The organism is Streptomyces sp. NBC_01549 (genome assembly GCF_026339955.1).
Lineage (GTDB): Bacteria > Actinomycetota > Actinomycetes > Streptomycetales > Streptomycetaceae > Streptomyces.
In genome coordinates, this window is the sequence record NZ_JAPEPW010000001.1 from 4,979,214 (window position 1) to 5,004,685 (window position 25,472).

At 70.7% G+C, this 25,472-nt stretch carries 26 protein-coding genes and 2 riboswitches; of the genes, 11 read left to right on the forward strand and 15 right to left on the reverse strand.

Annotated features, from left to right (window positions below; all coding sequences use genetic code 11):
- Window positions 1-42 precede the first annotated feature (42 nt).
- Window positions 43-753, forward strand: a complete 711-nt coding sequence (locus OG819_RS22080) for a hypothetical protein (protein ID WP_266650939.1) — start codon at window positions 43-45, stop codon at window positions 751-753.
- 78 nt (window positions 754-831) lie between these two features.
- Here OG819_RS22080 and OG819_RS22085 read toward each other — a convergent pair whose 3' ends face one another.
- Window positions 832-1,236, reverse strand: coding sequence for a DUF1992 domain-containing protein (locus OG819_RS22085; protein ID WP_266414286.1), 405 nt, complete (start codon window positions 1,234-1,236; stop codon window positions 832-834).
- A 141-nt stretch (window positions 1,237-1,377) separates the two neighbouring features.
- Between OG819_RS22085 and OG819_RS22090 the strand changes: the two genes are divergently transcribed.
- Window positions 1,378-1,773, forward strand: coding sequence for a hypothetical protein (locus OG819_RS22090; protein ID WP_266650940.1), 396 nt, complete (start codon window positions 1,378-1,380; stop codon window positions 1,771-1,773).
- 23 nt (window positions 1,774-1,796) lie between these two features.
- Here OG819_RS22090 and OG819_RS22095 read toward each other — a convergent pair whose 3' ends face one another.
- The 3 genes from OG819_RS22095 to OG819_RS22105 form a co-directional block, all read right to left on the reverse strand.
- Window positions 1,797-2,468, reverse strand: coding sequence for an O-methyltransferase (locus OG819_RS22095; protein WP_266624423.1), 672 nt, complete (start codon window positions 2,466-2,468; stop codon window positions 1,797-1,799).
- Between the two features lie 55 nt (window positions 2,469-2,523).
- The gene (gene proP, locus OG819_RS22100) at window positions 2,524-3,903 is read right to left on the reverse strand and encodes a glycine betaine/L-proline transporter ProP (RefSeq protein ID WP_266650941.1); all 1,380 of its coding nucleotides are present in this window, start codon (window positions 3,901-3,903) and stop codon (window positions 2,524-2,526) included.
- 657 nt (window positions 3,904-4,560) lie between these two features.
- Window positions 4,561-5,796 (reverse strand): cytochrome P450, encoded by a 1,236-nt coding sequence (locus tag OG819_RS22105; RefSeq protein ID WP_266652802.1) that lies wholly within the window; start codon window positions 5,794-5,796, stop codon window positions 4,561-4,563.
- A 292-nt stretch (window positions 5,797-6,088) separates the two neighbouring features.
- Here OG819_RS22105 and OG819_RS22110 point away from each other — a divergent pair, with 292 nt between their 5' ends.
- On the forward strand, window positions 6,089-7,258 hold the full coding sequence (locus OG819_RS22110) for a steroid 3-ketoacyl-CoA thiolase (RefSeq protein ID WP_266582256.1): 1,170 nt from the start codon (window positions 6,089-6,091) through the stop codon (window positions 7,256-7,258).
- On the opposite strand, the gene OG819_RS22115 is transcribed toward OG819_RS22110, so the two are convergent.
- The gene (locus OG819_RS22115) at window positions 7,242-7,517 is read right to left on the reverse strand and encodes a DUF397 domain-containing protein (protein ID WP_266650942.1); all 276 of its coding nucleotides are present in this window, start codon (window positions 7,515-7,517) and stop codon (window positions 7,242-7,244) included. The genes OG819_RS22110 and OG819_RS22115 overlap by 17 nt on opposite strands.
- Window positions 7,477-8,325, reverse strand: coding sequence for a helix-turn-helix transcriptional regulator (locus OG819_RS22120; protein WP_099922930.1), 849 nt, complete (start codon window positions 8,323-8,325; stop codon window positions 7,477-7,479). The genes OG819_RS22115 and OG819_RS22120 overlap by 41 nt, the downstream gene beginning before the upstream one ends.
- Before the next feature lie 93 nt (window positions 8,326-8,418).
- On the opposite strand from OG819_RS22120, the gene OG819_RS22125 reads away from it, so the two are divergent.
- From OG819_RS22125 to OG819_RS22140, 4 genes are all read left to right on the forward strand, one after another.
- On the forward strand, window positions 8,419-8,880 hold the full coding sequence (locus OG819_RS22125) for an ATP-binding protein (RefSeq protein ID WP_266650943.1): 462 nt from the start codon (window positions 8,419-8,421) through the stop codon (window positions 8,878-8,880).
- A gap of 132 nt (window positions 8,881-9,012) precedes the next feature.
- Complete coding sequence (locus OG819_RS22130; RefSeq protein ID WP_266650944.1) at window positions 9,013-10,284, forward strand: hypothetical protein; 1,272 nt, start codon at window positions 9,013-9,015, stop codon at window positions 10,282-10,284.
- A 109-nt stretch (window positions 10,285-10,393) separates the two neighbouring features.
- Complete coding sequence (locus OG819_RS22135) at window positions 10,394-10,873, forward strand: hypothetical protein (RefSeq protein WP_266650945.1); 480 nt, start codon at window positions 10,394-10,396, stop codon at window positions 10,871-10,873.
- A gap of 18 nt (window positions 10,874-10,891) precedes the next feature.
- Complete coding sequence (locus tag OG819_RS22140; protein WP_266650946.1) at window positions 10,892-11,215, forward strand: hypothetical protein; 324 nt, start codon at window positions 10,892-10,894, stop codon at window positions 11,213-11,215.
- A gap of 16 nt (window positions 11,216-11,231) precedes the next feature.
- Here OG819_RS22140 and OG819_RS22145 read toward each other — a convergent pair whose 3' ends face one another.
- Window positions 11,232-11,918 (reverse strand): YoaK family protein, encoded by a 687-nt coding sequence (locus OG819_RS22145; RefSeq protein WP_266650947.1) that lies wholly within the window; start codon window positions 11,916-11,918, stop codon window positions 11,232-11,234.
- A gap of 415 nt (window positions 11,919-12,333) precedes the next feature.
- On the opposite strand from OG819_RS22145, the gene OG819_RS22150 reads away from it, so the two are divergent.
- Window positions 12,334-13,950 carry a PE-PGRS family protein gene (locus OG819_RS22150; protein WP_266650948.1) on the forward strand — a complete coding sequence of 539 codons (1,617 nt, stop codon included), beginning with the start codon at window positions 12,334-12,336 and terminating at the stop codon, window positions 13,948-13,950.
- Between the two features lie 153 nt (window positions 13,951-14,103).
- Here the strand turns inward: OG819_RS22150 and OG819_RS22155 are convergent, their stop codons facing one another.
- The 6 genes from OG819_RS22155 to OG819_RS22180 form a co-directional block, all read right to left on the reverse strand.
- Window positions 14,104-14,520 carry a transglycosylase SLT domain-containing protein gene (locus OG819_RS22155; RefSeq protein ID WP_266582247.1) on the reverse strand — a complete coding sequence of 139 codons (417 nt, stop codon included), beginning with the start codon at window positions 14,518-14,520 and terminating at the stop codon, window positions 14,104-14,106.
- A gap of 374 nt (window positions 14,521-14,894) precedes the next feature.
- Window positions 14,895-15,722 (reverse strand): ECF transporter S component, encoded by an 828-nt coding sequence (locus OG819_RS22160; protein WP_266650949.1) that lies wholly within the window; start codon window positions 15,720-15,722, stop codon window positions 14,895-14,897.
- Entirely contained in the window at window positions 15,719-17,362 is a 1,644-nt protein-coding gene (locus OG819_RS22165; protein ID WP_266650950.1) for an ABC transporter ATP-binding protein, read from the reverse strand. The genes OG819_RS22160 and OG819_RS22165 overlap by 4 nt, the downstream gene beginning before the upstream one ends.
- Window positions 17,359-18,486: a CbiQ family ECF transporter T component gene (locus tag OG819_RS22170; RefSeq protein WP_266650951.1), complete on the reverse strand. Its 1,128-nt coding sequence runs from the start codon at window positions 18,484-18,486 to the stop codon at window positions 17,359-17,361. Before OG819_RS22170 ends, OG819_RS22165 begins: the two co-directional genes overlap by 4 nt.
- Before the next feature lie 15 nt (window positions 18,487-18,501).
- Window positions 18,502-19,158 (reverse strand): SCO2322 family protein, encoded by a 657-nt coding sequence (locus OG819_RS22175; RefSeq protein ID WP_266650952.1) that lies wholly within the window; start codon window positions 19,156-19,158, stop codon window positions 18,502-18,504.
- Window positions 19,155-20,390: a prenyltransferase/squalene oxidase repeat-containing protein gene (locus OG819_RS22180; RefSeq protein ID WP_266650953.1), complete on the reverse strand. Its 1,236-nt coding sequence runs from the start codon at window positions 20,388-20,390 to the stop codon at window positions 19,155-19,157. The genes OG819_RS22175 and OG819_RS22180 overlap by 4 nt, the downstream gene beginning before the upstream one ends.
- 111 nt (window positions 20,391-20,501) lie before the next feature.
- A riboswitch (cobalamin riboswitch) is annotated at window positions 20,502-20,630 on the reverse strand.
- Window positions 20,631-20,678: 48 nt separating this feature from the next.
- On the opposite strand from OG819_RS22180, the gene OG819_RS22185 reads away from it, so the two are divergent.
- The gene (locus OG819_RS22185; protein WP_266650954.1) at window positions 20,679-21,347 is read left to right on the forward strand and encodes an aminoglycoside phosphotransferase family protein; all 669 of its coding nucleotides are present in this window, start codon (window positions 20,679-20,681) and stop codon (window positions 21,345-21,347) included.
- Window positions 21,348-21,540: 193 nt separating this feature from the next.
- Here the strand turns inward: OG819_RS22185 and OG819_RS22190 are convergent, their stop codons facing one another.
- A complete protein-coding gene (locus OG819_RS22190) occupies window positions 21,541-22,578 on the reverse strand; it encodes an MBL fold metallo-hydrolase (RefSeq protein ID WP_266650955.1) in 1,038 nt (345 codons plus the stop codon).
- A 212-nt stretch (window positions 22,579-22,790) separates the two neighbouring features.
- On the opposite strand from OG819_RS22190, the gene OG819_RS22195 reads away from it, so the two are divergent.
- Both OG819_RS22195 and OG819_RS22200 read left to right on the forward strand, forming a co-directional pair.
- Complete coding sequence (locus OG819_RS22195) at window positions 22,791-24,248, forward strand: aldehyde dehydrogenase (RefSeq protein ID WP_266650956.1); 1,458 nt, start codon at window positions 22,791-22,793, stop codon at window positions 24,246-24,248.
- A gap of 2 nt (window positions 24,249-24,250) precedes the next feature.
- Window positions 24,251-24,484, forward strand: a complete 234-nt coding sequence (locus OG819_RS22200; RefSeq protein ID WP_266414332.1) for a ferredoxin — start codon at window positions 24,251-24,253, stop codon at window positions 24,482-24,484.
- 101 nt (window positions 24,485-24,585) lie between these two features.
- A riboswitch (TPP riboswitch) is annotated at window positions 24,586-24,761 on the forward strand.
- A gap of 29 nt (window positions 24,762-24,790) precedes the next feature.
- Here OG819_RS22200 and OG819_RS22205 read toward each other — a convergent pair.
- Window positions 24,791-25,435, reverse strand: a complete 645-nt coding sequence (locus OG819_RS22205) for a TetR family transcriptional regulator (protein WP_266624399.1) — start codon at window positions 25,433-25,435, stop codon at window positions 24,791-24,793.
- Window positions 25,436-25,472 lie beyond the last annotated feature (37 nt).

Here is a 25,472-nt window from a genome sequence, read left to right on the forward strand (position 1 = left end):
GCCTGAGGGCTGGGGAGCCCTCGGAGGGATCCGGTGAAGAAGATGACATCGAACAACGGTAATGAGAACAGTCCGCGTCGCGAGGCGATGACGGGCCGCGGGGGCGTCGACCCCCTCGTCCACCGGCACGCCCAGGATGCCCAGGTCGCTCCGCCGTCCGGCCCCGGCACACCCGCCGACCCGGCCGCCTACGACCCCGGGGAGGCGCCCCGGCGTCCCGCCGACAGGGCGGCACCCGGCGAGGCGGGGGCCCGCGGCGGCATGCGGTTCCGCGAGACGGCGAACCCGTCCCGCTCGACGGCGGGCGGCGCGGCGGCCATGCCCGCCGACGACCGGGACATCCGTGCCGGGCAGGAGGAATCCATGCGTGGCGGGCAGGCGGAGCCCACCCGCGCCGGGCAGGGTGACCGTACTCGTGCCGGGCGGCAGGAGTCGGCTGCCGGGCAGGTTGACACCGGTCCGCAGGGCAACGGCGACGGGGCGCTGCTGTCGCACGACGAGTGCGACAAGTACTCGCTGCGGTTGCAGCACGCCGTCGGCGGGTTCGTGGACGGTCCGCGGGCGTCCGTCGAGGAGGCGGACCATGTCCTGGAGGAGCTGACCACCGAGTTCACGGACGCCATGACCCGGCGTCGCCGCAACCTGCGGACGACCTGGCAGGCGGCCGGTGAGGGCGACACGGCCGACACCGAGAAGCTGCGGCTCGCCCTGCGTGACTACCGCGAGGTCACGGAGCGGCTCCTGCACCTGTAGGAGGCCGTAGCGTCGAGTACCACCATGAGGCCGCGCCCCGGACCATGTTCCGGGGCGCGGCCTCACCCGTCGACGGGGTCATCCGGCCCGGCGCTCGCGCCACTCCCGGACGATCTCGTCCACGTCGTACGGCTTGAGGCCGAGGGGAGGACCCGGCGGCGGCTTGAACATGACCTCGCGGATCTTGGCGTTGATGTCCTCGACGATCCGCCGCACGATGCGCTCCGAGGGCGCCGCCGACGCCGCCGCGAGCGCGTCCTCGGCCTCCTTGCGCAGGGCCAGTGTCGGTGGCAGGACCGACAGCCCCTCGCGGGCCATCTTCCGCTTGATCCACCACAGTTCGTCGTACGGAGTGTCGGTCACGGCGGGCATGGGCTTGCCCGCGCCGGGCAGGTCGGCGAACTCGCCGCGGGCCTCCGCCTCACGGATCTGTCGGTCGACCCAGGTCTCGAAGCTGACCCCGGGTGGCTTCCGTTCGGTCATACGTCCATTGTGCAGGAGGACACCCGATCGGACGATGGGGCGATTTATCATGCGGCGGCGGCGCGTCAACCACATACGTCATCCGGACGGTTGAACCACCGCGCCGCGACCGGACGAACGCTGTAACTCGAAGGAGCGCACGTGCTCGAACTCACCATGGCCTCGGTCACCGGGGCGGACGCGGGTGCGACGGCCGGAATGCTGATGGCCGACGCGCCGAGCGACCCGGGAGCCGTGCTGCGGGTGGGGCGGGACCGGGCGGTGTGCCGGCTCGCGACCCCCGACGACTGGCTGTTCGTCTCCCGGGTCCACCTGGAGTTCCTGTGCGGTCCGGACGGCACGTGGCAGGTCACCTGGTTGCACGGGTCGCGCCCGGAGCCCTCCGCCGAGGTACGGCTGACGCTGGCCGGAGCGCCGACCCAGGCCGTCCCGTACGGCGGGACGGTGAAGCTCCCCGCGGGCGGCTCGGGGGAGATCGTCATCCTCGACCGCACAGGACCGCACAGCGTGAACGTGGGTTTCTACCACGAGGCCTGAGCGCCCCGGAGGGGAGAGGTGCGTCAGGCCAGCACGCGGGCCAGCGCGAACCCGTCGTACCCCTTGCTGCCCACCGTCTGGATCGCCGTACCGGTCAACTTCGGGTGGGCGGCGATCAGTTCGAGGGCGGCCCGGGTGCCCCGCACGCTCGGTTCGGCGCTGCCCGCGTCGGTCACCTGCCCGTCGCGCACGACGTTGTCGACGACGATCAGGCTGCCGGGGCGGGTGAGCTTGAGGGCCCACTCGACGTAGTGCGGGTTGTTCACCTTGTCGGCGTCGATGAACACGAAGTCGAACGGCTCCGGGTTCTCCTCGGCCAGTTTCGGCAGCGACTCCAGGGCGGGGCCCACCCGTACCTCGGCGATCTTGTCGAGGCCCGCACGGGCGAGGTTGCGGCGGGCGACCTCGGCGTGCGTGGCGTCGTACTCGAAGGTGATCAGCCTGCCGTCGGCCGGGAGGGCGCGGCCCAGCCAGATGGTGCTGTAGCCGCCGAGGGTGCCGATCTCCAGGATGCGGCGGGCGCCCTGGATCTGGGCGAGCAGCTGGAGCAGCTTGCCCTGGTTCGGCGCGACCGCGATCGGCGGCAGCCCCGCGGCGTCGCTGTCGCGCAGGGCCGCCGTCAGGGTCTCGTCGGCGGGGGAGAGGAGGGTGGCGAAGTAGTCGTCGACTTCGTTCCAGAGCTGCGACTCGCTCATGAACCATGCCTTTCGTATGCCTAGTTAGATGCCCTAACTAGTCCCACGGGCAAAGTTACACGGCGGGCGCGGAGCCCGGCAGCGGTCGCCCCGCCGACTCGGTCATGAACCACACCGCGACGCCACCGATCACGGCCGCGCCCATCATGTAGTAGGCGGGCATCATCATGTTCCCGGTCGCCCCGATGAGTGCCGTGGTCACCAGCGGTGTCGTACCGCCGAACAGTGAGACGGAGACGTTGAAGCCGATGGACAGCGAGCCGTAGCGGACCTTCGTCGGGAAGAGCGCCGGGAGCGCGGCGGGCATCGCGGAGGTGAAGCAGACCAGCAGTAGGCCCAGCGCGCCCATGCCGAGCGCGACCGCGAGCAGACTGCCCTCGCGGATCAGCAGCAGCGCCGGGACGGACAGGGCGAGGAAGCCGGCGCAGCCCGCGGCGATCATCGGACGGCGGCCGATCCGGTCGGTCAGCGCGCCCGCGAAGGGCTGGACGATCATCATCAGCGCCATCACACCGAGGACGACCAGCAGGCCGTGCGTCTCGTCGTACTTCAGCTCGCTCGTCAGATAGCTCGGCATGTACGACAGCAGCATGTAGTCGGTGACGTTGAAGACCAGCACGAGGCCGACGCAGAGCAGCAGCGCGCGCCACTGGCCCGCGACCATCTCGCGCAGCCGCACCTTGGGGCGGTCCGCCTCCTTCTTGGAGGCCTTCGCCAGCTCCGCCGCGAACGCCGGGGTCTCCTCCAGGCGCATCCGCAGATAGAGGCCGATGACGCCCATGGGGCCCGCGATCAGGAACGGCACGCGCCAGCCCCAGGACAGCAGGTCCTCGGTGGACAGGAAGGCGGTCATGAGGGTGACCAGGCCGGCGCCGCCGATGTATCCGGCGAGCGTGCCGAACTCCAGCCAGCTTCCGAAGAAGCCGCGCTTCTTGTCGGGTGCGTACTCGGCGATGAAGGTGGAGGCGCCCGCGTACTCGCCGCCGGTGGAGAAGCCCTGGACGAGCCGGGCCGCGAGCAGCAGCAGGGGAGCGCCGACGCCGATCGTCGCGTACGACGGGATCAAGCCGATTGCGAAGGTGCCGGCCGCCATCATGATCATGGTGAGGGCGAGGACCTTCTGGCGGCCGACGCGGTCGCCGAGCGGGCCGAAGACCATGCCGCCGAGCGGGCGGACGAGGAAGGCCGCGGCGAAGGCGCCGAAGGTGGACAGCAACTGCGCGGTGGGGTTGCCGGACGGGAAGAAGACCTTGCCCAGCGTCACCGCGATGTAGCTGTAGACACCGAAGTCGAACCACTCCATCGCGTTGCCGAGGGCTGCCGCCTTGACGGCGCGCTTGACCAGGGCCGGATCGGTGACCGTCGCCTCGGGCGGCGCGGGGGTTCGGGGTCGGGGTACGGCGGGGGCGACTGCTGTGGCGGACGGCAAGGGCATGCCCTTCGTAGGGGACGGGGACGCGGCTCGCCCGGAGGTGGGCCGAAAAGTGACCATAGGGGCACGCGCCCGCATTACGTGCCGTAGGTGTCTCGATGCACAGTGCATGCAAATGCGTCGTACGCAGGGGTGACGGCTGCGCCGCGTGTCGCTTTCCTGAGGCTCCGCTGTGAGGTAAGTCGCCAACGAAGGGGGGAACCGGAAGTGCGCGCGCACTATCGTCGTCCGGGCAAAAGGCGGGAGGCCGTCAGGTGAAGAGGGGGTTGCCTGCGTCTCTCGATCGGGACGTGCGAGCCTCTTAGAGGCCGGACGAAGCACGGCCGTACGGGATGAAAAGGGTGAACGGGGCGGGAGGGTCGGCGGGGCGTGGTGAACGTTGAGCACGGCGGGCGAGCAGGTGGTGCCTTCGGGGCGGAGACGGCGGAATCCGCGCGAGCGAGACCGCGCACGGGCGGAAGGCCTCGTACTGGATGTACTTGGGCTTTCGCCCGGTGCGGCGAGTGGGGGCACCTCCCACGCCCTTGAAGCAGTGGGGGAGCGTGCATGGCGCCGCGGGGCAGGCGGGAGTTTGACGACAGGGCCTCGGGGGATGCCCCTGCCTCCCGCGGGACGGGCCGACGGGCACCGGGAGTCCGTCGGCCCGAGCGTGCGGTGCGGTCAGTCGGCGTCGACCTGGAGCTCCTTGACCCCGTTGATCCAGGCGGAGCGCAGTCGGCGCGGGTCGCCGGCCAGGGTGAGGTTCGGCATCGCGTCGGCGATCGCGTTGAAGATGAGGTCGATCTCCAGGACGGCCAGGGACTTGCCGAGGCAGTAGTGGGGGCCTCCGCCGCCGAAGCCGAGGTGGGGGTTGGGGTCGCGGGTGATGTCGAAGGCGTCCGGGTTCTCGAAGACCTCGGGGTCGTGGTTGGCGGAGGCGTAGAAGATCCCGACCCGGTCGCCCTCCTTGATCTGCTTGCCGCCGAGTTCGGTGTCCTGGGTGGCGGTGCGCTGGAAGGAGACGACGGGGGTCGCCCATCGCACGATCTCCTCGGCCGTGGTCGCCGGACGGGTCCTCTTGTACAGCTCCCACTGCTCGGGGTGGGTGAGGAAGGCGTGCATGCCGTGGGTGATGGCGTTGCGGGTGGTCTCGTTGCCGGCGACCGACAGCATCAGCACGAAGAAGCCGAACTCGTCGGAACCGAGGTTGCCCTCGTCCTCGGCCGCCACCAGCGTGCTGACGATGTCCTTGGCCGGGCACTGCTTGCGGTCGGCGGCCATGTTCATGGCGTACGAGATGAGCTCGGCGGCCGACTCGGCGCCGACCTCCTCGGTGATGGCGTACTCCGGGTCGTCGTACGCGATCATCTTGTTGGACCACTCGAAGATCTTGATGCGGTCGTCCTGGGGAACGCCGATCAGCTCGGCTATCGCCTGGAGAGGCAGTTCGCAGGCGACCTCGGTGACGAAGTCGAAGGGCCCCGAATGGGCGCGGGCGCCCTCGACGATCGCGAGGGCACGGGAGCGGAGCCGCTCCTCCAGCGCCCGGATGGCCCTTGGCGTGAAACCGCGTTGCACTATCTGGCGGACGCGGGTGTGCTCGGGTGGGTCCATGTTGAGCAGGATCAGCCGCTGGGCGTCGATCGCGTCGCGCTGCATGTGTTCGTGGAAGCGGATGATCGCGGTGTTGAGGTAGGAGGAGTAGATCTCCGGGTGCGTGGAGACGTACTTGACGTCCGCGTGCCGGGTGACCGCCCAGTACCCCTCGTCCTGGAAGCCGGCCAGGCCGGCGGGCTGGGGGATCCAGCGGACGGGTTCGGCCCGGCGCAGTTCGGCGAACTCCGGCAGGGGCACGCGGTGGTGCAGCAGATCGGGGTCGGTGAAGTCGAACCCGTCGGGCAGCGCGGGACAGGGCATCGGCGACCACCCACCATTCTGACGGTCCATCAGGAATCCGGAATTGCCGTGAAGGTAATAACGGGTTCTACAAGTCGCAAGGGGTACGGCACCCTGAATTCCGCGGGGAGTTCGTGCAGATCACCACTTCGGGCGCTGCACGACCCTTGCGGCGTGGGGGCTCCGCTCCGCAGACTGCACACAGAACTGGTACGCGTTCTAGTTCTGCGCGGTGGGTGGGCCGGGACGCCCCGCGCTGCGCGGGTCAGCAGGGCCTGACCGCCGGGCAGGCCTGAGGAGAGGACGAGCCCCCATGGCCGCGGAACCCGTGATCGTCGAAGCCGTACGCACCCCCATCGGCAAGCGAGGTGGCGCACTCGCCAACCTCCACCCCGCCTACCTCTTGGGCGAGACCTACCGTGAACTCCTCGGCCGCACCGGCATCCACGCCGACTGCGTCGAGCAGATCGTCGGCGGCACGGTGACGCACGCCGGCGAGCAGTCCATGAACCCCGCGCGCACGGCCTGGCTCGCCATGGGCCTGCCGTACGAGACGGCGGCGACGACGGTCGACTGCCAGTGCGGCTCCTCGCAGCAGGCCTCCCACATGGTGGCCAACATGGTCGCGGCGGGGGTCATCGACGTCGGTATCTCGTGCGGGGTCGAGGCGATGTCGAGGGTGCCGCTGGGCTCCGGCTCCAAGCACGGCCCCGGGAAGCCGTTCCCGGACGAGTGGAACGTGGATCTGCCCAATCAGTTCGAGGCCGCCGAGCGCATCGCGCGCAATCGTGGGCTGACGCGCGAGAACGTCGACAGGCTGGGCCTGGTCTCGCAGGAGCGCGCCGCGAACGCCTGGTCGGAGGAACGCTTCAAGCGGGAGACCTTCGCCGTGCAGGTGCCGACGACCGAGGAGGAGCAGCGGGCCGGACAGGGCATGTGGCGCCTCGTCGACCGTGACGAGGGGCTCCGCGACACGTCCATGGAGGCGCTGGCGGGCCTCAAGCCGGTGATGCCCACGGCCGTCCACACGGCGGGCAACTCCTCGCAGATCTCGGACGGTGCGGCGGCGATCCTCTGGGCGTCCAAGCGGATGGCCCGGGCGCTGAAGCTGCGCCCGAGGGCGCGGATCGTGGCCCAGGCGCTGGTGGGTTCGGACCCGCACTTCCATCTGGACGGCCCGATCGACGCGACGCGTGCGGTGCTGGGCAAGGCCGGGATGTCTTTGAAGGACATCGACCTCGTGGAGATCAACGAGGCGTTCGCCTCAGTGGTGTTGAGCTGGGCGCAGGTCTTCGAGCAGGACCTGGAGAAGGTCAACGTGAACGGCGGTGCGATCGCGCTCGGGCACCCGGTCGGAGCGACGGGTGCCCGGCTGATCACCACCGCCCTGCACGAACTGGAGCGACGGGACAAGGAGTTCGCGCTGATCACCATGTGCGCGGGTGGTGGACTGGCCACCGGGACGATCATCCAGCGGTTGTAGTCCAGGAGACGAAGGCGACGAAGGCGGCGGGGGCGATCGTGAGGATCGGTCCCGCCGGGTTCTTCGAGTCTCGTACGGCGATGGTGGTGGCCGGGGTTTCGGCGATCTCTAGGCAGTCGCCGCCCTGGTCGCTGCTGTACGTGGACTTGCGCCAGGTCAGAGGGCCGAGGGGCGCGCACTCGACGCACGAGCCACCCTGGTCGCCGCTGTAACTGGACTTACGCCACTGGACCCTGGTCGGAACCGCGTTGCTCCCCATGGCGTTCCTCCATCACTCGCCGGATCAGCTCCGCCGATTCCTTGAGGGACAGCGCGGCGGCCTGAAGGTGATCGTAACGGAGCGAGCAGTCTTTGACGGTGTCCGGGTTGGCGGTCGGATGCCCGCTTCCATAGCCCTCCGTGTAGACGATGGCCGGGTCGCTTGCGAAGCGGAAGAGGTCGAACGAGCCTTGCAGCCCCGCATGCGCTCCGGCCGCGAACGGCAAGATCTGGATGTTGATTTGGGGCTTGCCCTCGAACGACAACAGGTGAGTCAGTTGCCCTCGCATGGTCTCTGCGTCGCCGATCTCCTGGTGCAGCGCGGCTTCGCTGATGATCGCCCAAAAAACCAGCGGCTCACCCTTCTCGAAGATGCGCTGACGCGCCAACCTCACAGCGGAACGGTCCTCAAGATCGGTCTGGTCCAGTGCGCCGAGCACGGCACGCGCGTACGCCTCGGTCTGCAGGAGACCGTGCACCAGGTGCGTATGAAAGGTGCACATCTCGACCGCCCGCGCCTCCAACTCCGCCACCTGTTGGAACCAGGCCGGAAGCTGACTGCGCATCACCAGTCCGACCAGCCGGGAAAGTAACCCACCCGTCCCCAGCGCCGCGTCCACCCGCTCGCTGAACTCCGGCGTCGGCAGCTTCCTCGCCGTCTCGATCTGGCCGACCAGCGAGCCGGTGTAGTTGACGATGTCGCCCAGCTGCCGCTGTGTCAGCCCGGCGGACTCACGATGGCGCCGCAACTCGAACCCGTAGTAGTCGAGCGGGGAGGCGCCCGGGTCGAGGATGTTGATATGGGTCACGTACGGCCCCTCTCGCGCGCAACTCGGCCCACTCCGGGACCCGTTGTATTCGTCCCGTAGCCGAGCGTAGTCGCGTGAGGTCAGTCTCGTAGCGTGAACGAACACATTCCCCCCACCCTCCTGGGCTCCCGCCCCGCCCAGTACACGATGCGGATCACCGTCGGCGCACACTCGGCCCGGCACATCCGGCGGATCGTCAGGTCGCTGCTGGACGAGTGGGACCTGGCGGAGTTGGCCGACTCCGTGGAGCTGGCCGTGACCGAGCTGGTCGCCAATGTCGTACGCCATGTCCCCGACCGGCGCTGCGCGTTGCTGGTGCTGAGACAGACGGCCGGAGTGAGGGTGGAGGTGACGGACGGCTCCCCACAAGTACCCCTCACGCCAGATGAGTTGTCGCCGGAGGCGGAGGGTGGGCGCGGGCTCGTGCTGCTCGACGCGGTGGTCGACAAGTGGGGCGTGGGGCCGGGGTCCGGGGGCGGCAAGACCGTCTGGTTCGAGTGCCGACCGGCTCGGCCGCAGGGCCAAACCCATGGGGCTGACAATCACTCATGGTGATGATGATCGCGCGAGGGAACCCGTACGTCCGTTTTTGTCCCCTGATGATGAGGCTCACATCCAAGTCGCACGACCCCGGGGGCGTATGTCCCCGGGGTCTTCGTGCGGCCCGAAGGAAGGGGATCAACCGCAGTGAGCAAAGAGAAGGCGGCCCGCGAGCAGCAGTATGTCGGTTCGATCGGCCTGGTGGCCCCGCTGGACCAGCCGAAGCCGCCAGCGGCCCCGGCACCGGACGAGACGTGGCACTTCGGCCGTCACCTGAACCCTCATGAGGAGGGCCAGGAAGACTACGTGCCGGTCTACGACGGCACCGCCTGGGTGTACTACGGCGACGGCCACCACGGTGTGGAGCGGCCGGTGCTGATGTCCGACGGCTTCAATGTGGGGCCGAGCAGTCTGGATGAGCTCTACGACGGATTCGAGCGGGGCGAGTACCCGCTGATGAGCCAGTTGCGCGAGCGCGGGCGGGACGCGGTCATCTTCGGCTACGGGGAGCGCTCCGCGTCGATCCTCGACAACGCCGGGTACGTGATCGAGGCGATCACGAGACTGATCGACGAGCGCACGGGCGACGAACGGCTGGTGGTCGGTGGGTTCAGCATGGGCGGTCTGGTCACCCGCTATGCCCTGGCCCGGATGGAGATCCAGAAGATGGACCACCAGACCGAGGTGTACTTCTCCTACGACAGCCCCCACCGTGGCGCGTGGGTGCCGATCGGTCTGCAGGCGTTCGCGCACTACATCAAGCGCGGCAACCCGGCCAACAGTGCGCTGTCGGACCAGATCAACAGCCCGGCCTCGCGCGAGCTGATGTGGCGGCACATCGAGACGGTGGACGGCACTCCCGGGCAGGACAAGGCCCGCTCCGACTTCCTCGCCGCCCTGGAGCGCGTCGGCAACTGGCCGAGGCGACCGCGGAAGATCGGCGTCGCCAACGGCACCGGGAATGGCCAGGGCGCGGGGATCGAGCCCGGCGTGAAGGCGTTCCGCGCCACCGGGTTGCTGTTCCCCGGCACCACCATCTACACCCAGTCCGAGGGCGACGACGCCTTGGTCGCCGAACTGAAAGCGACCCTCGGAAAGAACGAGACGATCACCACCGACGGGTTCCCTGAGATCGACGGGGCTCCCGGCGGCACCCTGGAGTCCTTCGGTATCGCCGCCAACACTCTCAACAAGCTGATCCCCGGCAGTGCCCTGGCCCCGGTCCCCGAGATCTGTTTCGTGCCGTCGGTCAGCGCGGTGGCCGTCCGCGACCTGGACACCACCGCGCTGCTGAACACCGACATCAGTGCCCTCGACCCCGAGGAGAGCGAACTCGACGCGTTCCTGTGCGCCTCCCAGAACGAGGGGCACACCAAGATCACCGAAGAGCTGTGCACCTGGCTCCTCAACCAGCTGTAGCCCGGCCCGTCCGGGGCCGTCGACCAGGCGAGCTGCTCGAAGGCCCCGGGCTCCGCGTCCGTCTTTCGGGTGATGGCGGGGCGGTGAGTTTCGAAGTAGTTTCAAAGTCATGGCTGTCGAGAATGCTGCGGTGAACTTCTCCGAGCTGGTGAACAAGAACAAGCAGACACTGGCCCGGCTGAAGGAGTCGCCGCGGCTTCTGTTGCACCGCAGAGATGGTGAGGACCTGGTCCTCACCACGGCGGTGCGTGCCGAGCAGGACCAGACCGTGGTGTCGGCCGCCACTCGGATGCTGGCCGCGATGGCGCGCCGTGAGCCCGGCAGCATGGAACTACTCCTGGACATACTGCCGGACGCCTTCCCCTGGGTCCGCTTTCTGCCGGAGCCGGACATCCATGCCTTCGCCGTCGAGCTGGTCGACACCATGAGGGCCGCCGACTCCGTCGGCAACAACGCGTCCGTCGCTCAGATGCTCATCGCCTGGCAGCACACCGCCGAGGTGTACTCCGATCCTGAACTGCTGGCCGCGCTGACCACCGACCACGCCGAGGACTACGGTCCGGTGCCGGATCCGCGGGGCGTCGCATGAGCGCAGGCCGCGGAGACCGTGCCGCGCCGCCGCCACCAGGAGGTCCGCTTCGCGGACGCCGCTTCTGCCAAGGGCTGGGAAAGCCTCGCCCAGCAGGCACGCGAGAACACCTACCGCGCATGGATCCTCATGCGCACAGATCCCGGACCGACCACCGAGACACCTCGGCATCACCGGCTGAAGGGCAGTCTGGCGCACGGTACTCACCGCGGACAGACCTGCGAGCAGTGGCAGATCGAGGTGACCGGCGGTGGACGTATCTGGTACCTCCTGGACACCGCCCGCGGCACCTGCTGGATCACCTTCGCCGGGACGGGGCATCCTCGGGCCACGGACTGCTGAGCCCATACGGACCCCGTCACTCCCGACCGGACGTCGCGACCGCCAGTACCCCCGCCAGTAGTGCCGCGAGCAGCAAGGGGATGCCCAGGCCGTGGTGGATCACCAGCCATGCGCCGAGCGTCGCGCCCGCCAGCATGGCGAGGACGGCCGCCGTGCGCCGGGGGGAGCGGTGGCCCGAGCCGTCGCCGGCCGCGGAGTCGGAGGCGAGGCCGGTCAGGGTCATCGTCAGGACGGTGGTCGTGAGGTCCGGCACGCCGAGTTTGCGGACCGTCGCGTTGCGCAGGCCCATGGCGAAGGCCGTGAGGGCGATCAGGGCGTAGGTGGTCCCGGTGGCACCCGGCGCGACGAAGGCGACCACCGCGGACGCGCCCACGAACACCGCCTCCGCGGTGAGCGTGACCCGTGCCCAGGTCCGGCGTGAGCCGCCGCCGTACCGCCCCGCGATCCGGCCCCCGGCCGCGGCGCCCACCAGGAAGCAGGCCAGTGAGGTAGAGGTGTGCGGGATCGAGAAGCCGGGGGCGCCCGCCGCGGCGAAGCCGAATACCACCACGTTGCCGGTCATGTTCGCCGTGAAGACATGTCCGAGTCCGAGATAGCTCACCGCGTCGATCAGCCCGCTGACCACGGTCAGCGACAACAGCACCACCACCAGACGCACCCCGCGTGCATCGGGGTCGTGCGCTTTCTTCGTCTCGGTGCTCATACGGTCTCCGGTCAGCGGGACGGGTCCGGTGTATTCAAGCCCACCACGGCCGCGGGGGGGGTCTCGGACATCGGGGGCACTCCGCGTGTTCGTCCGGTGCGCCGCGCCCCGGGGACAGCCGTGCCCGCGAGGTCCTGTGCGCTGCCCCCTGTGTCCTTCCGTCCGGGCGCGCCCCGGCGTCACCATGGCTCTCTACACCTCGGGGGACAACGGAAGCGGGTGTTCGGACGTACGGCGTGGGCCCGGCGGATGAAGAGGTGGGTGGAGGGGACGTATGGACAGGCGGCAGTACGGCGAGGGCGGGCGCTCAAGGGCGGGATCACCGGCACGTACCGCGCCCCTGCCACGCCCTGCCTCCCCGGGCCCCCACCGGACCCGGACCGGGTCGGACGCCGCGCCCAGAACCCCCGCCGAGATGGCGGCGATCCAGCGCACGGCGGGCAACCGGGCGGCGTCCGTGACCGTGCAGAGGGCGGGGGAGGCGAGCACGAGCGCGCCTCCCGCTGTCGAGGAGTCCGCTCAGGAGGACCGCCGGGGCGCGGCCGTGATCACACGGCTGAGCCGGTCGATCGAGGGCCATGTCGTCGTGGCGAAGATGAAGACGAATCCCCTGGCGCCGGGCACGTGGTGGCCGGAGCACTGGATGCCGGACGGCCCGATGCGCCTGAAGCGCACCCTGGAGCGCCGGGTGATCAGCGGCGAGCTGTTCGGTGCCCAGGATCTGGAGGACATCAGGACGCTCTCCGAGGTGAACCCCCAGTGGCTCGCGAAGGTGGGTATCGGCACCTTCAAGGAGTCCGAGGACTACATCGAGGGCGACCACAAGGACTGGCTGAGGAACGCCCCGGGCAAACGCATCCTCGCCGCGACCCTGGCCTTCCAGAAGCACGCGCCGGGCACGCGCGCGGCGGGCGCGCCCACCCCGATCGCCCCGGACTACACCCTCGGCCGTTTCATGACCACCAAGGCTCCCGGAGTCCCGGAGGAGGAGAAGCGGCCTCTGCGCGCCGAACGGGACGAGCAGATCCGTCAGACCGCGGTCGACACCCTGCACCCGGCCGGACTCGCGGCCGAACGCCGGCACCCCGACGCGGACAAGCCCGAGACGGCGAAGCACACCGCGAAGGACGCCAAGGCCCGTGACGTCTTCACCTCCGTCCTGCTCCTGCTGCAGCACGGGCTGAAGACCTACGACCCGCAGGAGGGCGTGGCGGCGCACGTCGACTACCGCGAGGGCGACGTCGTGCGGGCGCTCGCCCACGGCGGTCGGGTCAACATCCGCATCCCCGCTCTGCGCGGGGGCGAGTCGCCCCAGTCGCTGACGGACTTCCTGGGTGTCACGGACCGGGGCCGACGCGCGCAGTTCGTCGACAAGCGCGATTTCGCCACGCACCGCACCGCCATCGAGAAGAACAAGGAGGGCGGCGAGCCGGGCAAGTTCCAGGAGAAGGGCGGCATCGGCGCGTCCGTCGCGAACTATCTGACGCCGGCCGTGCCCCATGTCGGGCCCGAGCGTCCGCAGCTCATGGGCATGGACATATCCGGCGGCGGGTTCGGCTCGCGGGACTGGAACGGCGACGTGGTCCTGCCGAACGGCTCGTACGGCCACATGCTGCTGATTTTCACCCCGCCGACCGCGAGCAAGGACGGCTCTCTGCTGGTCGGCATCGAGACGATCAAACCCCATGCCGAGAGTCCGGTCGGTTATGTGCACAACGCCCGGTCCACCGAGGCCACGGCCAACCCCGAGTCGGTCCTGCACGGACACAAGGGGGACAAGGTCGGTACCGGCGGGCTGAAGCACAACGAGCGCTTGGTGGAGCTGCGGGAGCTGGGGAAGGCGCAGGGAAGCGGGGACTGGCGCGCGTTCCTGGACCAGATCAAGCGGGAGTGGCTCGACGAGCTGGAGAAGAACAAGGACGACGTCGCCGAGCAACGGAAGATGTACGAGCGGCTCGTCGGCCGGCGGCAGCACTTCTACGAGCAGACTGTGCAGATCGAGCAGATCGAGCAGGCCGAGCAAGCCGATTAGACCGAGCGGATCGATCCATTCCAGCAGATCGATCGGTTCGTGCGGATCGATCGGTGCGACGGGCATGGCGAAGGCGGCGGCCCCGGGGATCGGGGGGCCGCCGCCTTCGCGTATGCGGTGCTGGAGGGCGCCGGGGGTTACCCGGGGGGCCGCTCAGTACCAGTTGTGGGCCTGCCAGAAGTTCCAGGCGGCGGCAGGGCTGCCGTAGCGGGAGTTCATGTAGTCCAGCCCCCACTTGATCTGGGTGGCCGGGTTCGTCTTCCAGTCGGAACCGGCGGCCGACATCTTCGAGCCGGGCAGGGCCTGGACCAGGCCGTACGCGCCGGAGGCAGAGTTCGTGGCGCTGGGGTTCCAGCCGCTCTCGTGCTCGACGATCTTGCTGAAGGCGCTGAACTGCGCGGCGTCCGGGATCATCCGGTGCGCGACGGCCTGAGCGGAGGAGGCCTGGCTGGTGGCGGCCTGGGCGGGGGCCGCGGCCAGGACCATGCCGGTGGTGGCGGCAGCCACGGCGGCGGTGGTGAGGACCTTCTTCGGGGAGGTGGCGAAGCGGCGGATGAAGGAGACGGACACGCGGAGAACCTCTCTTCGGGAACAGGGCTGCCGCGGTACGCCGTGACCACACGACGTGTGGTGGGGCGTACATCGGCGCCGCGGCCCGGGTGGGCTCGTGGCGCCTGACGACTGCTCCAGAGAAACAGGCTCAGGGGGCGTCCGCAATGACCCCTTTTACTAGTGGTGGTCGCATCCGGGGGAAACGTCCCTTGTGTGACCTGGGTCTCAAACCCCAGGTCAGAGGGGTTGACGACGCGTGCATGCCACACGTTTGGCACTACGAACCCGCTTCGTATGTGACGTGGGCCCTGTGGGCTGCTTCACCCCGCGACTGACAGAGGGTGTGCGGGTGGATACGGGGCGCGTCCGAGTGGTGTGACCTGGGCCGCACGTCACCGGGGTTCGAAGGTGACCGGGGTCTCAAAGGCGGCCCGCCGCGTGGCCCGGCGCAGCGCCTTGAGGAGGGTCGCGCCGAGCGTGAGGGTCAGGACGACGGTGACGACGGCCCGGCCCAGGTCCCAGCCGAGGGAGGTGGCCAGGCAGTAGGCGAGGAAACGGGCCAGGTTGGCGGGCACGTCGGCGTGCGGGTCGAAGGCGACGTTCGAGGCCAGCGCGTCCATGAAGGGCCAGCCGGCCAGGTTCATGACCGTGCCGTACGCGAAGGCGGCGCAGAATCCGTAGGCCGCGAGCAGGGCCAGTTCCCCGCGCCCGCGCAGCCGGTCGGGGCCCGGCAGCAGCCCGGCGCCCATCGTGAACCAGCCCATCGCGAGCATCTGGAACGGCAGCCACGGTCCCACCCCGCCCGTGAGCAGCGCGGAGGAGAACATGGTCACGGACCCGAGCACGAACCCGAACCCCGGTCCGAGCACCCGGCCGCTCAGCACCATCAGGAAGAACATCGGCTCGATCCCGGCCGTCCCCGCGCCGATCGGCCGCAGCGCGGCGCCGGTCGCGGCCAGCACTCCGAGCATGGCCACCGCCTTCGGGCCGAGCCCGGACTCGGAGATCGTCGCCGTGACGACGGCGACGAGCAGTACCAGCAGCCCCGCGAACAGCCAGGGCGCGTCCTGCGCGTGCGCGGCGACCTGCGAGGTGGGATCGGCGAAGAGCGGCCAGCCGAACCCGGCGACCCCGACGGCGCTCACGAGGCAGAGGGCGGCGAGGGAGCGGGGCCCGAGGCGGACGGCTCCGGCCTGGGGACGGGCTCGCGGTGTCGTCATGCGAGGGCCTCCCTGACCTGGGTGACCGTGAGCCACGGTTGCGGCGCGAGCACCTTCGTGACCTGGGGGGCGAAGGAGGGGGAGGCCACGACCACCTCGGCCGTGGGGCCGTCGGCGACGATCTCGCCGTCCGCGAGGACGACGACACGGTGCGCGAGCTCGGCGGCGAGTTCCACGTCGTGGGTGGCCAGGACGATCGTGTGACCCTCGGCGGCCAGGCCGCGCAGGACCGTGACCAGACGGGCCTTCGCCGCGTAGTCCAGGCCGCGGGTCGGTTCGTCGAGGAGCAGGAGCGGGGGGCGGGCCGTCAGGACGACCGCCAGCGCGAGCGCCAGCCGCTGCCCTTCCGAGAGGTCGCGGGGGTGGGTGTCGTCCCCGATGTCCGGCAGCAGCTCGGACACCAGGGCCCGGCAGGTACCGGGCTCGGCCCCCGCGTCCTCGTCGGCCGCCGCGCACTCCGCGGCGACCGTGTCGGCGTACAGCAGGTCGCGCGGTTCCTGCGGTACGAGACCCACCCGGCGTACGAGGTCCCGCGGTGCCGTCCGGTGCGGGACCGCGCCCCCGACCAGGACCGAACCGGCGGCCGGCCGGACCAGGCCGACCAGCGTGCCGAGGAGGGTGGACTTCCCGGCCCCGTTGCGGCCCATCAGCGCGATGATCTCGCCGGGGGCGGTGGTGAGGTCGACGCGCCGGAGCGCCTCGACGCGGCCGTGGCGGACGGCGAGGGCCTCGATCGAGGCCGGGGCCGTCGCCCGTGGAACCGTCGCCCGCGGGGCTGTCGGCTGCGGGGTCCTCGGCTGTGGGGTCCTCGGAGTGGGTACGAGTTCCGTGAGCCGCTCCCGCAGGGACCCCGCCCTGCGCCGTGCGTCGCGCACCGTGAGGGGGAGCGGGGACCAGTCGGCCAGCCGGCCCAGGTCCACCACCGGCGGGTACACCGGGGACACGGCCATGATCTCGGACGGGGTGCCGAGGAGCGGCGCGGCGCCCGGGGACGGGAGCAGGGCGACCTGGTCGGCGTACTGGATGACGCGTTCGAGGCGGTGCTCGGCCATGAGGACGGTCGTACCCAGGTCGTGGACGAGGCGTTGCAGAACGGCGAGGACCTCCTCGGCGGCGGCCGGGTCCAGGGCCGAGGTGGGCTCGTCGAGGACCAGGACCTGAGGGTGGGGGGTCAGGACCGAGCCGATGGCGACGCGCTGCTGCTGGCCGCCGGAGAGCGTGGCGATCGGGCGGTCGCGGAGGTCCGCCAGGCCCAGCAGGTCCAGGGTCTCCTCGACGCGGCGGCGCATCACGGCCGGTGCGATGCCCAACGACTCCATGCCGTAGGCGAGTTCGTCCTCGACCGTGTCCGTCACGAAATGGGACAGCGGGTCCTGGCCCACCGTGCCGACCACGTCCGCGAGCTCGCGCGGCTTGTGGGTGCGGGTGTCCCGTCCGGCGACCGTGACCCGGCCGCGCAGGGTGCCGCCCGTGAAGTGCGGGACGAGGCCGCACACCGCGCCGAGCACGGTCGACTTGCCGACGCCGGAGGGCCCCACGAGCAGGACGAGTTCACCCTCCGGGACCTCGAAGTCCACGCCCTGGACGGTGGGTTCGGCTGCCCCGTCGTACGTCACGGAGACATCCTCGAAGCGGATCATGAGGGGTCCTTGGGAGGGGAAGGTTCCTGTGAGCGGGGTGGTGCGTGGGGGGCCGGGGCCACGAAGGCGGGCAGCAGGCCGAGCAGGATCGCGGCCGCGGGCCACAGGGGCAGGGAGGGAGCGGTCAAGGGGAGGACACCGGGGCTCAGGGCCGCGGGGTCGTACGTGGCGGAGACGATCAGTCCGGCGGCCACCGCGACACCGGACCCCGCCACCAGCCAGGCCCGTACGCCCCACACGTCCGGGCGGTAGCGCGTGCGGGCCGAACGGCGGCCGCCGAGCCACAGCCCGCCGAGCGCCGCGGCCACTCCCGCGAGCAGCACGGGCAGGCCGTAGGTGCCGCCCTCGGCGGTCAGCACTCCGTAGGTGCCCGCGCAGACGCTGAGCAGACCGCCCAGCGTCAAGGCGGTGGTCGTGCGGCGGACGGCGGGTGGAACTTCGGCGCTGCGGCCGTAGCCGCGCGCGTCCATCGCCGCCGCGAGGGCGACCGAACGCTCCAACGCGCCCTCCAGGACGGGGAGTCCGACGTGCAGCAGACCGCGCAGTCCACGGTCGGGGCGGCCGCGCAGGCGGCGGGCGGCGCGCAGTCGCCGGCCGTCCGCGATCAGGTTCGGCGCGAACGTCAGCGCGACGACCACCGCGACGCCCGCCTCGTACAGGGCGCCGGGGAGTGACTTCAGCAGCCGTGCCGGGTTCGCGAGGGCGTTCGCCGCGCCGACGCAGATGAGGAGCGTGGCCAGTTTCAGGCCGTCGTACAGCGCGAAGAGCAGGCCCTCGACAGTGACCCGGCCGCCGACACGGATGCCCTGGGCCCAGTGGGGGAGCGGGAGTTCGGGGAGGGTGAGGAGGAGGTGGGTGCCGGGGATGGGGGAGCCGAGGAAGACGGCGAACGCCAGCCGGATGCCGAGGACGGTGATGCCGAGTCTGACGAACGCGGTGTAGGAGCGGGCCCAGGGGGCGTCGGTTCGGCGGGCGCCCACCACGTATCCGGCCACGGCTATGAGGAGGGCGAGCAGGAGGGGGTTGGTGGTGCGGGAGGCGGCGGTTCCCAGGCCCAGGGCCCAGATCCACCAGGCTCCCGGGGGCAGGGCGTTGGAGCGGTTGGCCCGCGGCGTGCGTGTCATCGGCGGTCCCCGTGCTCAGGGCCGACGGCGGCGGGTCTGCCAGACTGCCGCCCCGCCGAGCGCCGCCACCGCGGCGATTCCCGCCAGCAGGCCCAGCGACGGGCCGTGCTCGGCCGCATCGGCCTTGGTCTTGGGCTTGGCAGTGGTGGGGCTCGGGGTGTGTGACGTCGTGACCTGGTCGCCGCAGCCCGTTGCGGGGTAGCCCGCGATGGCACACAGGAGGGCGTTGGTGTCGTAGCGGAGGGGTTTGGCCACCGTGGCGAGGGCCTCGGCCGTGGTCGCGTCGGCGGGGACGCGGGCGCAGACCGTCCGCGGCGCGGGCGGCGTCTCGCCGCCGGGGGCGTCCGCGGTCGTGCCGGAGTCGATGACGAGGGCCACCCGCTTGCGGCCCGCCTGGGCCGGCGTCTTCGCGCAGATGGACGCGAAGTCGGCGTCGCCGCGCGGCTTGGAGGCGTCCTGCGAGTCCGCGCTCACCGCGAAACGGAAGCCCTGCACGTCGCCGTCGGACGGCCGCGCGGTCGACGGGCCCTGGGTCGCGTACGTCCACTTCCCGCCCGTCAGTTCCCAGAAGGACCAGTAGCGGTAGCCGACGGCCTGGGCCTGCCCCACCGTCGTACCGAGCACGAGGAGGAGCAGGGACAGGACCAGAACGCACGTCCGGCGACGGCTCACGGCTGCTGCTTCTTGTTGCGGGCGCTGATCAGGAAGCCGATGCCGATGCCGCCGACGAGACCGACGCCGATGATCCACCAGACGCTGACGCCGCCCTTGTCGTCCTTCTTCGTGTGTTCCCCGGCGGATGCGGAGGCCGTGGGCTCGGCAGGGAGGGACGCGGGCGCGGGGCCGGTGGCGTTGAGCTGCTCGACGAGGTCCCGGCCGCCGAAGTCGCGCGGGTCGGACGTCTGCGCGTCGGCGGCGAGGATCAGCTGCGCGTACGCGGCGGGTCCGCTCTGCTCGGCCCACTGCGCGGAGTGGGCCTCCAGCCAGCGCATCGCGCCGGCCGCCTTGTCGCCGTGCCCGGCGGTGGCGAGCGCGACGACCGCGTCCGCCGTGTTGCCGTAGTCGGGCTGGTCCTTGGCGCCTGGCATCACCGACATGAGGTGCTGGTCCTTGCCGAGCGCCTTGACGAGGTACGCGGCGCCGTTCTGGGCCGCACGCCCGGCGCTGTCGGCGGTCTCGCAGGAGAGAGGATCGGCGGTGGGCTTCAGGGGCTCACCGGCGAGGCCCTTGCCCAGGGCTGCGACCACGGCCGCCGCCGTCGCGTCCGCGTTGGCCGCGAGCTTGCCCTTCTTGTCCGGCTGGTAGGCGAACGCGCCCCCGTCGGCCTCGCCGCACGGGATCGACAGCTTCGCGAGGGCGTCGTACGGCGACTTGCCGCCCTTGGAGACATCGTTCGGCTTCATGCCCACCGCGGTCAGCGCCCCGATCACCACGGACGTGGAGTTCGCGTCGCTCGCGCCGCCCGGCGTGTAGCCCCAGCCGCCGTCCTTGTTCTGTACGGACTTCAGCCATGCGACGGCCTTGCCCGTCTCGCCGTCGTGGCCGCCGAGCGCGGCGAGGGCCTGCACGGCCGCCGAGGTGCTGTTGGTGTCGACCATCGTCTTGGCGTCGCACTTCGCCGACGCGTCGGCGCGGTACGCCGCGAACGCCCCGTTCGCGCACTGCTGCCCGGCCAGCCAGTCGACGCCCTTCGCCGCGGGCCGCACGCCGACGGTGTGCTGGGCGAGCAGCGCGAGGGACTGCCGCCAGACGCCGTCATAGGTGGGGTCGGTGGTGCCGTAGAGGCCGGAGGGCATCGCCGGGGAAGGCGAGGGCGAGGCGCCTTCGGCCAGGGCGGCCGGGGTCAGGGCCGTACCGATCACTACGGTGGCGGCCAGTACCGCGGCGCTGCGGCGAACAATCATGACTCTCCCTGCGGGAACCGGGCAGCACCGGGCGCAGGCTTGGCCCCGAGCGACTCCGGCCCCGTATGCCTCGACGGTGCCGGCCACCGACGGGCTGCCGGTGGCACGAGCCGGTCACGTCCCGGACGAGGCGATCCGGCTTACTACCCAGCGGGTGGCTCACGGTTGCGGGACAGCGCCGGAATTGCACCGGCTTCTCCGCGTACGGGTGTGATGACGACCTGCTTACTGTACCGGCCCGTAGGAATCGCCTGAGGAGTGGCTGTGACGGTGGATAGGTTCGGAGCCATGCGGACGGGGAGACTGATCGGTTCGGGGCGTTCGGCGGATGTCTTCGAGGTGGAGGGGGAGCGGGGCTGGGTGGTGCGGCGGGACCGGGACGGGTGGGGGGACGCGGCGGCCGAGGCGGCGGTGATGGAGTACGTGCGCGGGCACGGGTATCCGGTGCCCGCGGTGCGGGCGGCGACGCGGGCCGAGATGGTGATGGAACGGCTTTCGGGGCCGACCATGCTGGAGGCGTTCGAGACGGGGGAGATCGGCGCGCGGGAGGGCGGTGGCGTACTCGCCGGGCTGCTGAGCGCGCTGCATGCCGTGCCCGGCCGGGGTTCCGGTGACGCCGGCGTCCGCGTACTGCACCTGGATCTGCACCCCGACAACGTGATGCTCACCCCGGACGGCCCGAAGGTCATCGACTGGTCCAATGCCGAGGACGGGCCGCCCGGTCTGGACTGGGGCATGTCCGCCGTGATCCTCGCGCAGGTCGCCGTCGGCGGCGAGGTCTACGCGGAGGTGGCCCGCGAGACGCTGGTCGCGATGCTCGACGGGAACGCGGACCGGGTGACCGAGGAAGGGCTCGCCGAGGCGCGGGCACGGCGGGCCGCCAATCCGACCATGAGTGCCCGTGAGGTCCAGTTCCTCGGTGACGCCGAGGAGCTGATCCGGGCGCTGCTTCACTGAGCGGTGCACGGTCACGGCACGGGCGCCGGAACCGTCGCCTCCGTGGGCTGGCACAGCACCAGGGCGAGATCGTCGGCGAGTGCGGTGCCGGTGTGGGCGAGCAGACGGCGCTCGCGGGCGCGCTCGGCGAGAAGCCGTTCGAGAGGGTTTATGAGCTGTTGCTATCAGCTCCGCGCTTGCCCTCTCCAACGTATTACAGCGCCACGTACGTCACCGGAGCGCTCCCCGTCACCGCCCCCGCCCGGCCCAGTTTCACCAGGCGGCGCACATGGGCCTCGGCCTCCGACACCGCGATGTTGCGGGAGGCGAAGGGAATCTGGTCCCAGGGGCGGTTCCACTCCATGCGCTCGGCGAGCTGCCAGGCGTTGAGCGGGGCCGACAGGAGGGCGAGCAGGCCGGTGAGCCGCTCCTCGTGGTGTGCGAGCAACTCCCTTACGCGGCCCGGCGCGTCGGTGAAGGCGTGCTGATGGGCTGGGAGCACCTCGGCCGGGTTCAGGCGGCCGACGCGCTCCAAGGCGTCCAGATAGTCGCCGAGAGGATCGGTGACGGTGGCGTCGTCGGGATCCTCGTACAGGCCGATGTGCGGAGTGATCCGAGGGAGAAGGTGGTCGCCGGAGAAGAGGCGGCCGTTGCCGGGGAGAGCGGCCGGGTGGGTCTCCTCCAGGTGGAGGCAGACGTGGCCGGGTGTGTGGCCTGGGGTCCAGATCGCGCGCAGGCGGCGGCCCGCCAGGTCGAGGAGCTCGCCGGGGACGATCTCGCGGTCGGGGAGCGCGGGGGTGAAGGCGGGCAGACCGGTGGAGAGCCGGGCCGTGCGGGCCTCGCGCAGCAGGGCCACATGCTCCTCGGGGGCGCCCGAGGACGCCAGCTTGTCCGCCATGTAGGAGAACCAGCGGTCGGGCCGGTTCTCCCGGGTCCGCCGCACGATCGCGGTGTCCAGCGCGTGCATCGCGATCCACGCCCCGGACGCCTCCCGCACCTTGCCCGACAGACCGTGGTGGTCGGGGTGGTGGTGGGTGATGACCACGCCGTGCACCTCGGCGACGGAGACACCGCAGGCAGTGAGCCCGGCGGCGAGGGCGTCCCAGGAGGCCGGGTCGTCCCAGCCGGTGTCGATCAGCACGGGGCCCAGGTCGGTGTCGACCAGGTGGACCAGCGTCGTTCCGAGTGGGTTGTCCGGGATGGGGACGCTGATCGACCGTACGCCCCCGCCGTGATCGGTCACCTGCGTCATGGGTTCCCACCAATCGCCGTGTTGCCGCAACTATAACTAGAACCGATTCCATTGGGTGCTCGAACCAACCTTCGCCCTCCGCTCCTGCCCGTGGACTCCGCCGACGGGAGCTGGTATCAGTTCTCGTATCTGATGAAGCGTCAGATGAAGTGTCGGTTGAAGTGTCGGATGCAGTTCCGGTGTCGGGGAAGCCCCTCGGGGAGGCGGCGGTCATGGCCGAGCTCGTGGAACACGGACAGCTGTTCATCGGCGGGGAGTTGACGGACCCGCTGGGCAAGGACGTCATTGAGGTGATCTCGCCGCACACCGAAGAGGTCATCGGACGCGTCCCGCACGCGTCGGCCGAGGACGTGGACCGGGCGGTCGCCGTCGCGCGCAAGGCGTTCGACGAAGGCCCCTGGCCCCGGATGAGCCTCGACGAGCGGATCGAGGTCGTCACCCGGATCAAGGACGGGATCGCGGTACGGCACGAGGAGATCGCCCGGGTCATCTCCTCGGAGAACGGCTCCCCGTACTCCTGGAGCGTCCTCGCGCAGGCCCTCGGCGCGATGATGGTGTGGGACGCGGCGCTCACGGTCGCGCGGAACTTCACGTACGAGGAGACGCGCGACGGCGTCCTCGGGCGGATCCTCGTCCGGCGCGAGCCGGTGGGCGTGGTCGCGGCCGTGGTGCCGTGGAACGTGCCGCAGTTCGTGGCGGCCGCCAAGCTCGCGCCCGCGCTGCTGACCGGCTGCACGGTCGTACTGAAGCCGTCGCCCGAATCGCCCCTGGACGCCTATCTGCTGGGCGAGATCGCGAAGGAGGCCGGGCTGCCGGAGGGTGTCCTGTCGATCCTTCCCGCCGACCGCGAGGTCAGCGAGTACCTGGTCGGACACCCCGGCATCGACAAGGTCTCCTTCACCGGGTCGGTCGCGGCCGGCCGGCGCGTGATGGAGGTGGCCTCGCGGGGCCTCACCCGCGTGACGCTGGAGCTGGGCGGGAAGTCGGCGGCGGTGGTCCTGCCGGACGCGGACCTCGCCACCGCCGTCCCCGGGATCGTCTCGGCGGCCTGGATGAACAACGGGCAGGCCTGCGTCGCGCAGACCAGGATCCTGCTGCCGCGCTCGCGCTACGACGAGTTCGCGGACGCCTTCGCCGCCGCGGCGGGCGCGCTGGTCGTCGGGGACCCGCTGGACCCGGCCACCCAGGTCGGCCCGCTGGTCGCCAGGCGCCAGCAGCAGCGCAACCTCGACTACATCCGCATCGGCCAGGAGGAAGGCGCCAAGATCCTCACCGGCGGTGGCCGTCCGCATGGCCTCGACCGGGGCTGGTACGTCGAGCCGACCCTCTTCGGAGACGTCGACAACTCCATGCGGATCGCCCGGGAGGAGATTTTCGGGCCCGTGATCTGTCTCCTCCCGTACGGCGACGAGGACGAGGCCGTGAAGATCGCCAACGACTCCGACTACGGGCTGAGCGGCAGCGTCTGGACGGCGGACGTCGCACACGGCATCGACGTCGCGCGGCAGGTCCGTACCGGCACGTACTCCGTGAACACCTTCAGCCTCGACATGCTCGGCCCCTTCGGCGGCTACAAGAACTCGGGGCTGGGCCGGGAGTTCGGGCCCGAGGGGTACGGCGAGTTCCTGGAGCACAAGATGATCCACCTGCCGGCCGGCTGGGAGGCGTGAGGATGGGCGACCGCTGGGGGGTCGAGGTCGACCGCTCCGTCTGCATCGGCTCCGCCCAGTGCGTCCACCGTGCCGGGGACGCCTTCCGGCTCGACACCGCCATGCAGTCCCACCCCGTCGAACCGGAGACCGACGCCAACGAGAAGATCCTGGAGGCGGCGGAGAGCTGTCCGGTGGAGGCCATCATGATCACGCTGCTGGGCAGCGGGGAGCCGGTGTTTCCACCGGAGGACTGAGGCGGGGACCGAGGCCGGGCGCGGCCGCGAAAAAAGTCCAGAAAAACTTCCCTTTGGGTAGTTCCATCCGGCTGGGGGTGTTCTATTCTGGTAGTGGCCTACGAGGCGAGTGAGGGAGTTCAACCGGAGTAGCCGACTTTGGCGAGAGGCAGCAACTTCCGCCGGGGCCGACGTCGACGGTCGGGCTGAGAGGCCTGAAGGTAGCAGTCGGACCGGAAGGCGACCTCCATCACCTGATCCGGACCATGCCGGCGAAGGGAACCCGTCTCGTAGGTTTTCGCATGCCTTCGTGCGTCGACCGCACGCCTAGGACTTCTCGGTCGGCTCCGTCAGGTCGATCAGGCGGCACACCGTCTCGATGTCGATCTTGACCTGGGCGATCGAGGCGCGGCCCGAGAGCCAGGTGATCAGGGCCGAGTGCCAGGTGTGCTCGATGACCCGGACCGCGGAGAGCTGGGCGGGGTTCGGGTCGTCCAGTCCCATCGCGTCCAGGATGATCACCGTGGTCTGCCGGGACACCTGGTCGACCTCGGGGCTCACACTGCGGTCCGCGAAGGTCAGCGCGCGGACCATGGCGTCGGCGAGGTGCGGCTCGCGCTGCAGGGCGCGGAAGGCCCGCATCAGCGTCTCCGCCACCCGCTCCGCCGCCGTGTCCCCGGCCGGCGGCTTCTTGCGGAGGGTGCCGTGCATGTGTTCCAACTGGTCCTGCATCGTGGCGACCAGCAGATGCACCTTCGACGGGAAGTAGCGGTACAGCGTGCCGAGGGCGACCTGCGAGGACTCCGCGACCTCGCGCATCTGCACCGCGTCGAAGCCGCCCCGGCTGGCCAACTGCGCGCTCGCGTGCAGGATCCGGCGGCGGCGTGCCTCCTGCCGCTCGGTGAGCGGGGGAGAGGCCGGCTGCGCGGCGGGTCGCGCGGACTTGGCTTCCACCTTGACTTCCGCAGGCATGGGTCCCGTTCCGTGGTTCAGCTGGAGGAGCGACGAG

What these genes read in the sequence shown, in the direction of transcription:
- OG819_RS22080 (WP_266650939.1), top strand. Translation starts at nt 43, where the DNA reads ATGACATCGAACAACGGTAATGAGAACAGTCCGCGTCGCGAGGCGATG.
- OG819_RS22085 (WP_266414286.1), bottom strand. Translation starts at nt 1,236, where the DNA reads ATGACCGAACGGAAGCCACCCGGGGTCAGCTTCGAGACCTGGGTCGAC.
- OG819_RS22095 (WP_266624423.1), bottom strand. Translation starts at nt 2,468, where the DNA reads ATGAGCGAGTCGCAGCTCTGGAACGAAGTCGACGACTACTTCGCCACC.
- proP (WP_266650941.1), bottom strand. Translation starts at nt 3,903, where the DNA reads ATGCCCTTGCCGTCCGCCACAGCAGTCGCCCCCGCCGTACCCCGACCC.
- OG819_RS22105 (WP_266652802.1), bottom strand. Translation starts at nt 5,796, where the DNA reads ATGCCCTGTCCCGCGCTGCCCGACGGGTTCGACTTCACCGACCCCGAT.
- OG819_RS22110 (WP_266582256.1), top strand. Translation starts at nt 6,089, where the DNA reads ATGGCCGCGGAACCCGTGATCGTCGAAGCCGTACGCACCCCCATCGGC.
- OG819_RS22115 (WP_266650942.1), bottom strand. Translation starts at nt 7,517, where the DNA reads ATGGGGAGCAACGCGGTTCCGACCAGGGTCCAGTGGCGTAAGTCCAGT.
- OG819_RS22135 (WP_266650945.1), top strand. Translation starts at nt 10,394, where the DNA reads ATGGCTGTCGAGAATGCTGCGGTGAACTTCTCCGAGCTGGTGAACAAG.
- OG819_RS22145 (WP_266650947.1), bottom strand. Translation starts at nt 11,918, where the DNA reads ATGAGCACCGAGACGAAGAAAGCGCACGACCCCGATGCACGCGGGGTG.
- OG819_RS22150 (WP_266650948.1), top strand. Translation starts at nt 12,334, where the DNA reads ATGGCGGCGATCCAGCGCACGGCGGGCAACCGGGCGGCGTCCGTGACC.
- OG819_RS22160 (WP_266650949.1), bottom strand. Translation starts at nt 15,722, where the DNA reads ATGACGACACCGCGAGCCCGTCCCCAGGCCGGAGCCGTCCGCCTCGGG.
- OG819_RS22165 (WP_266650950.1), bottom strand. Translation starts at nt 17,362, where the DNA reads ATGATCCGCTTCGAGGATGTCTCCGTGACGTACGACGGGGCAGCCGAA.
- OG819_RS22170 (WP_266650951.1), bottom strand. Translation starts at nt 18,486, where the DNA reads ATGACACGCACGCCGCGGGCCAACCGCTCCAACGCCCTGCCCCCGGGA.
- OG819_RS22180 (WP_266650953.1), bottom strand. Translation starts at nt 20,390, where the DNA reads ATGATTGTTCGCCGCAGCGCCGCGGTACTGGCCGCCACCGTAGTGATC.
- OG819_RS22185 (WP_266650954.1), top strand. Translation starts at nt 20,679, where the DNA reads ATGCGGACGGGGAGACTGATCGGTTCGGGGCGTTCGGCGGATGTCTTC.
- OG819_RS22190 (WP_266650955.1), bottom strand. Translation starts at nt 22,578, where the DNA reads ATGACGCAGGTGACCGATCACGGCGGGGGCGTACGGTCGATCAGCGTC.
- OG819_RS22195 (WP_266650956.1), top strand. Translation starts at nt 22,791, where the DNA reads ATGGCCGAGCTCGTGGAACACGGACAGCTGTTCATCGGCGGGGAGTTG.
- OG819_RS22200 (WP_266414332.1), top strand. Translation starts at nt 24,251, where the DNA reads ATGGGCGACCGCTGGGGGGTCGAGGTCGACCGCTCCGTCTGCATCGGC.
- OG819_RS22205 (WP_266624399.1), bottom strand. Translation starts at nt 25,435, where the DNA reads ATGCCTGCGGAAGTCAAGGTGGAAGCCAAGTCCGCGCGACCCGCCGCG.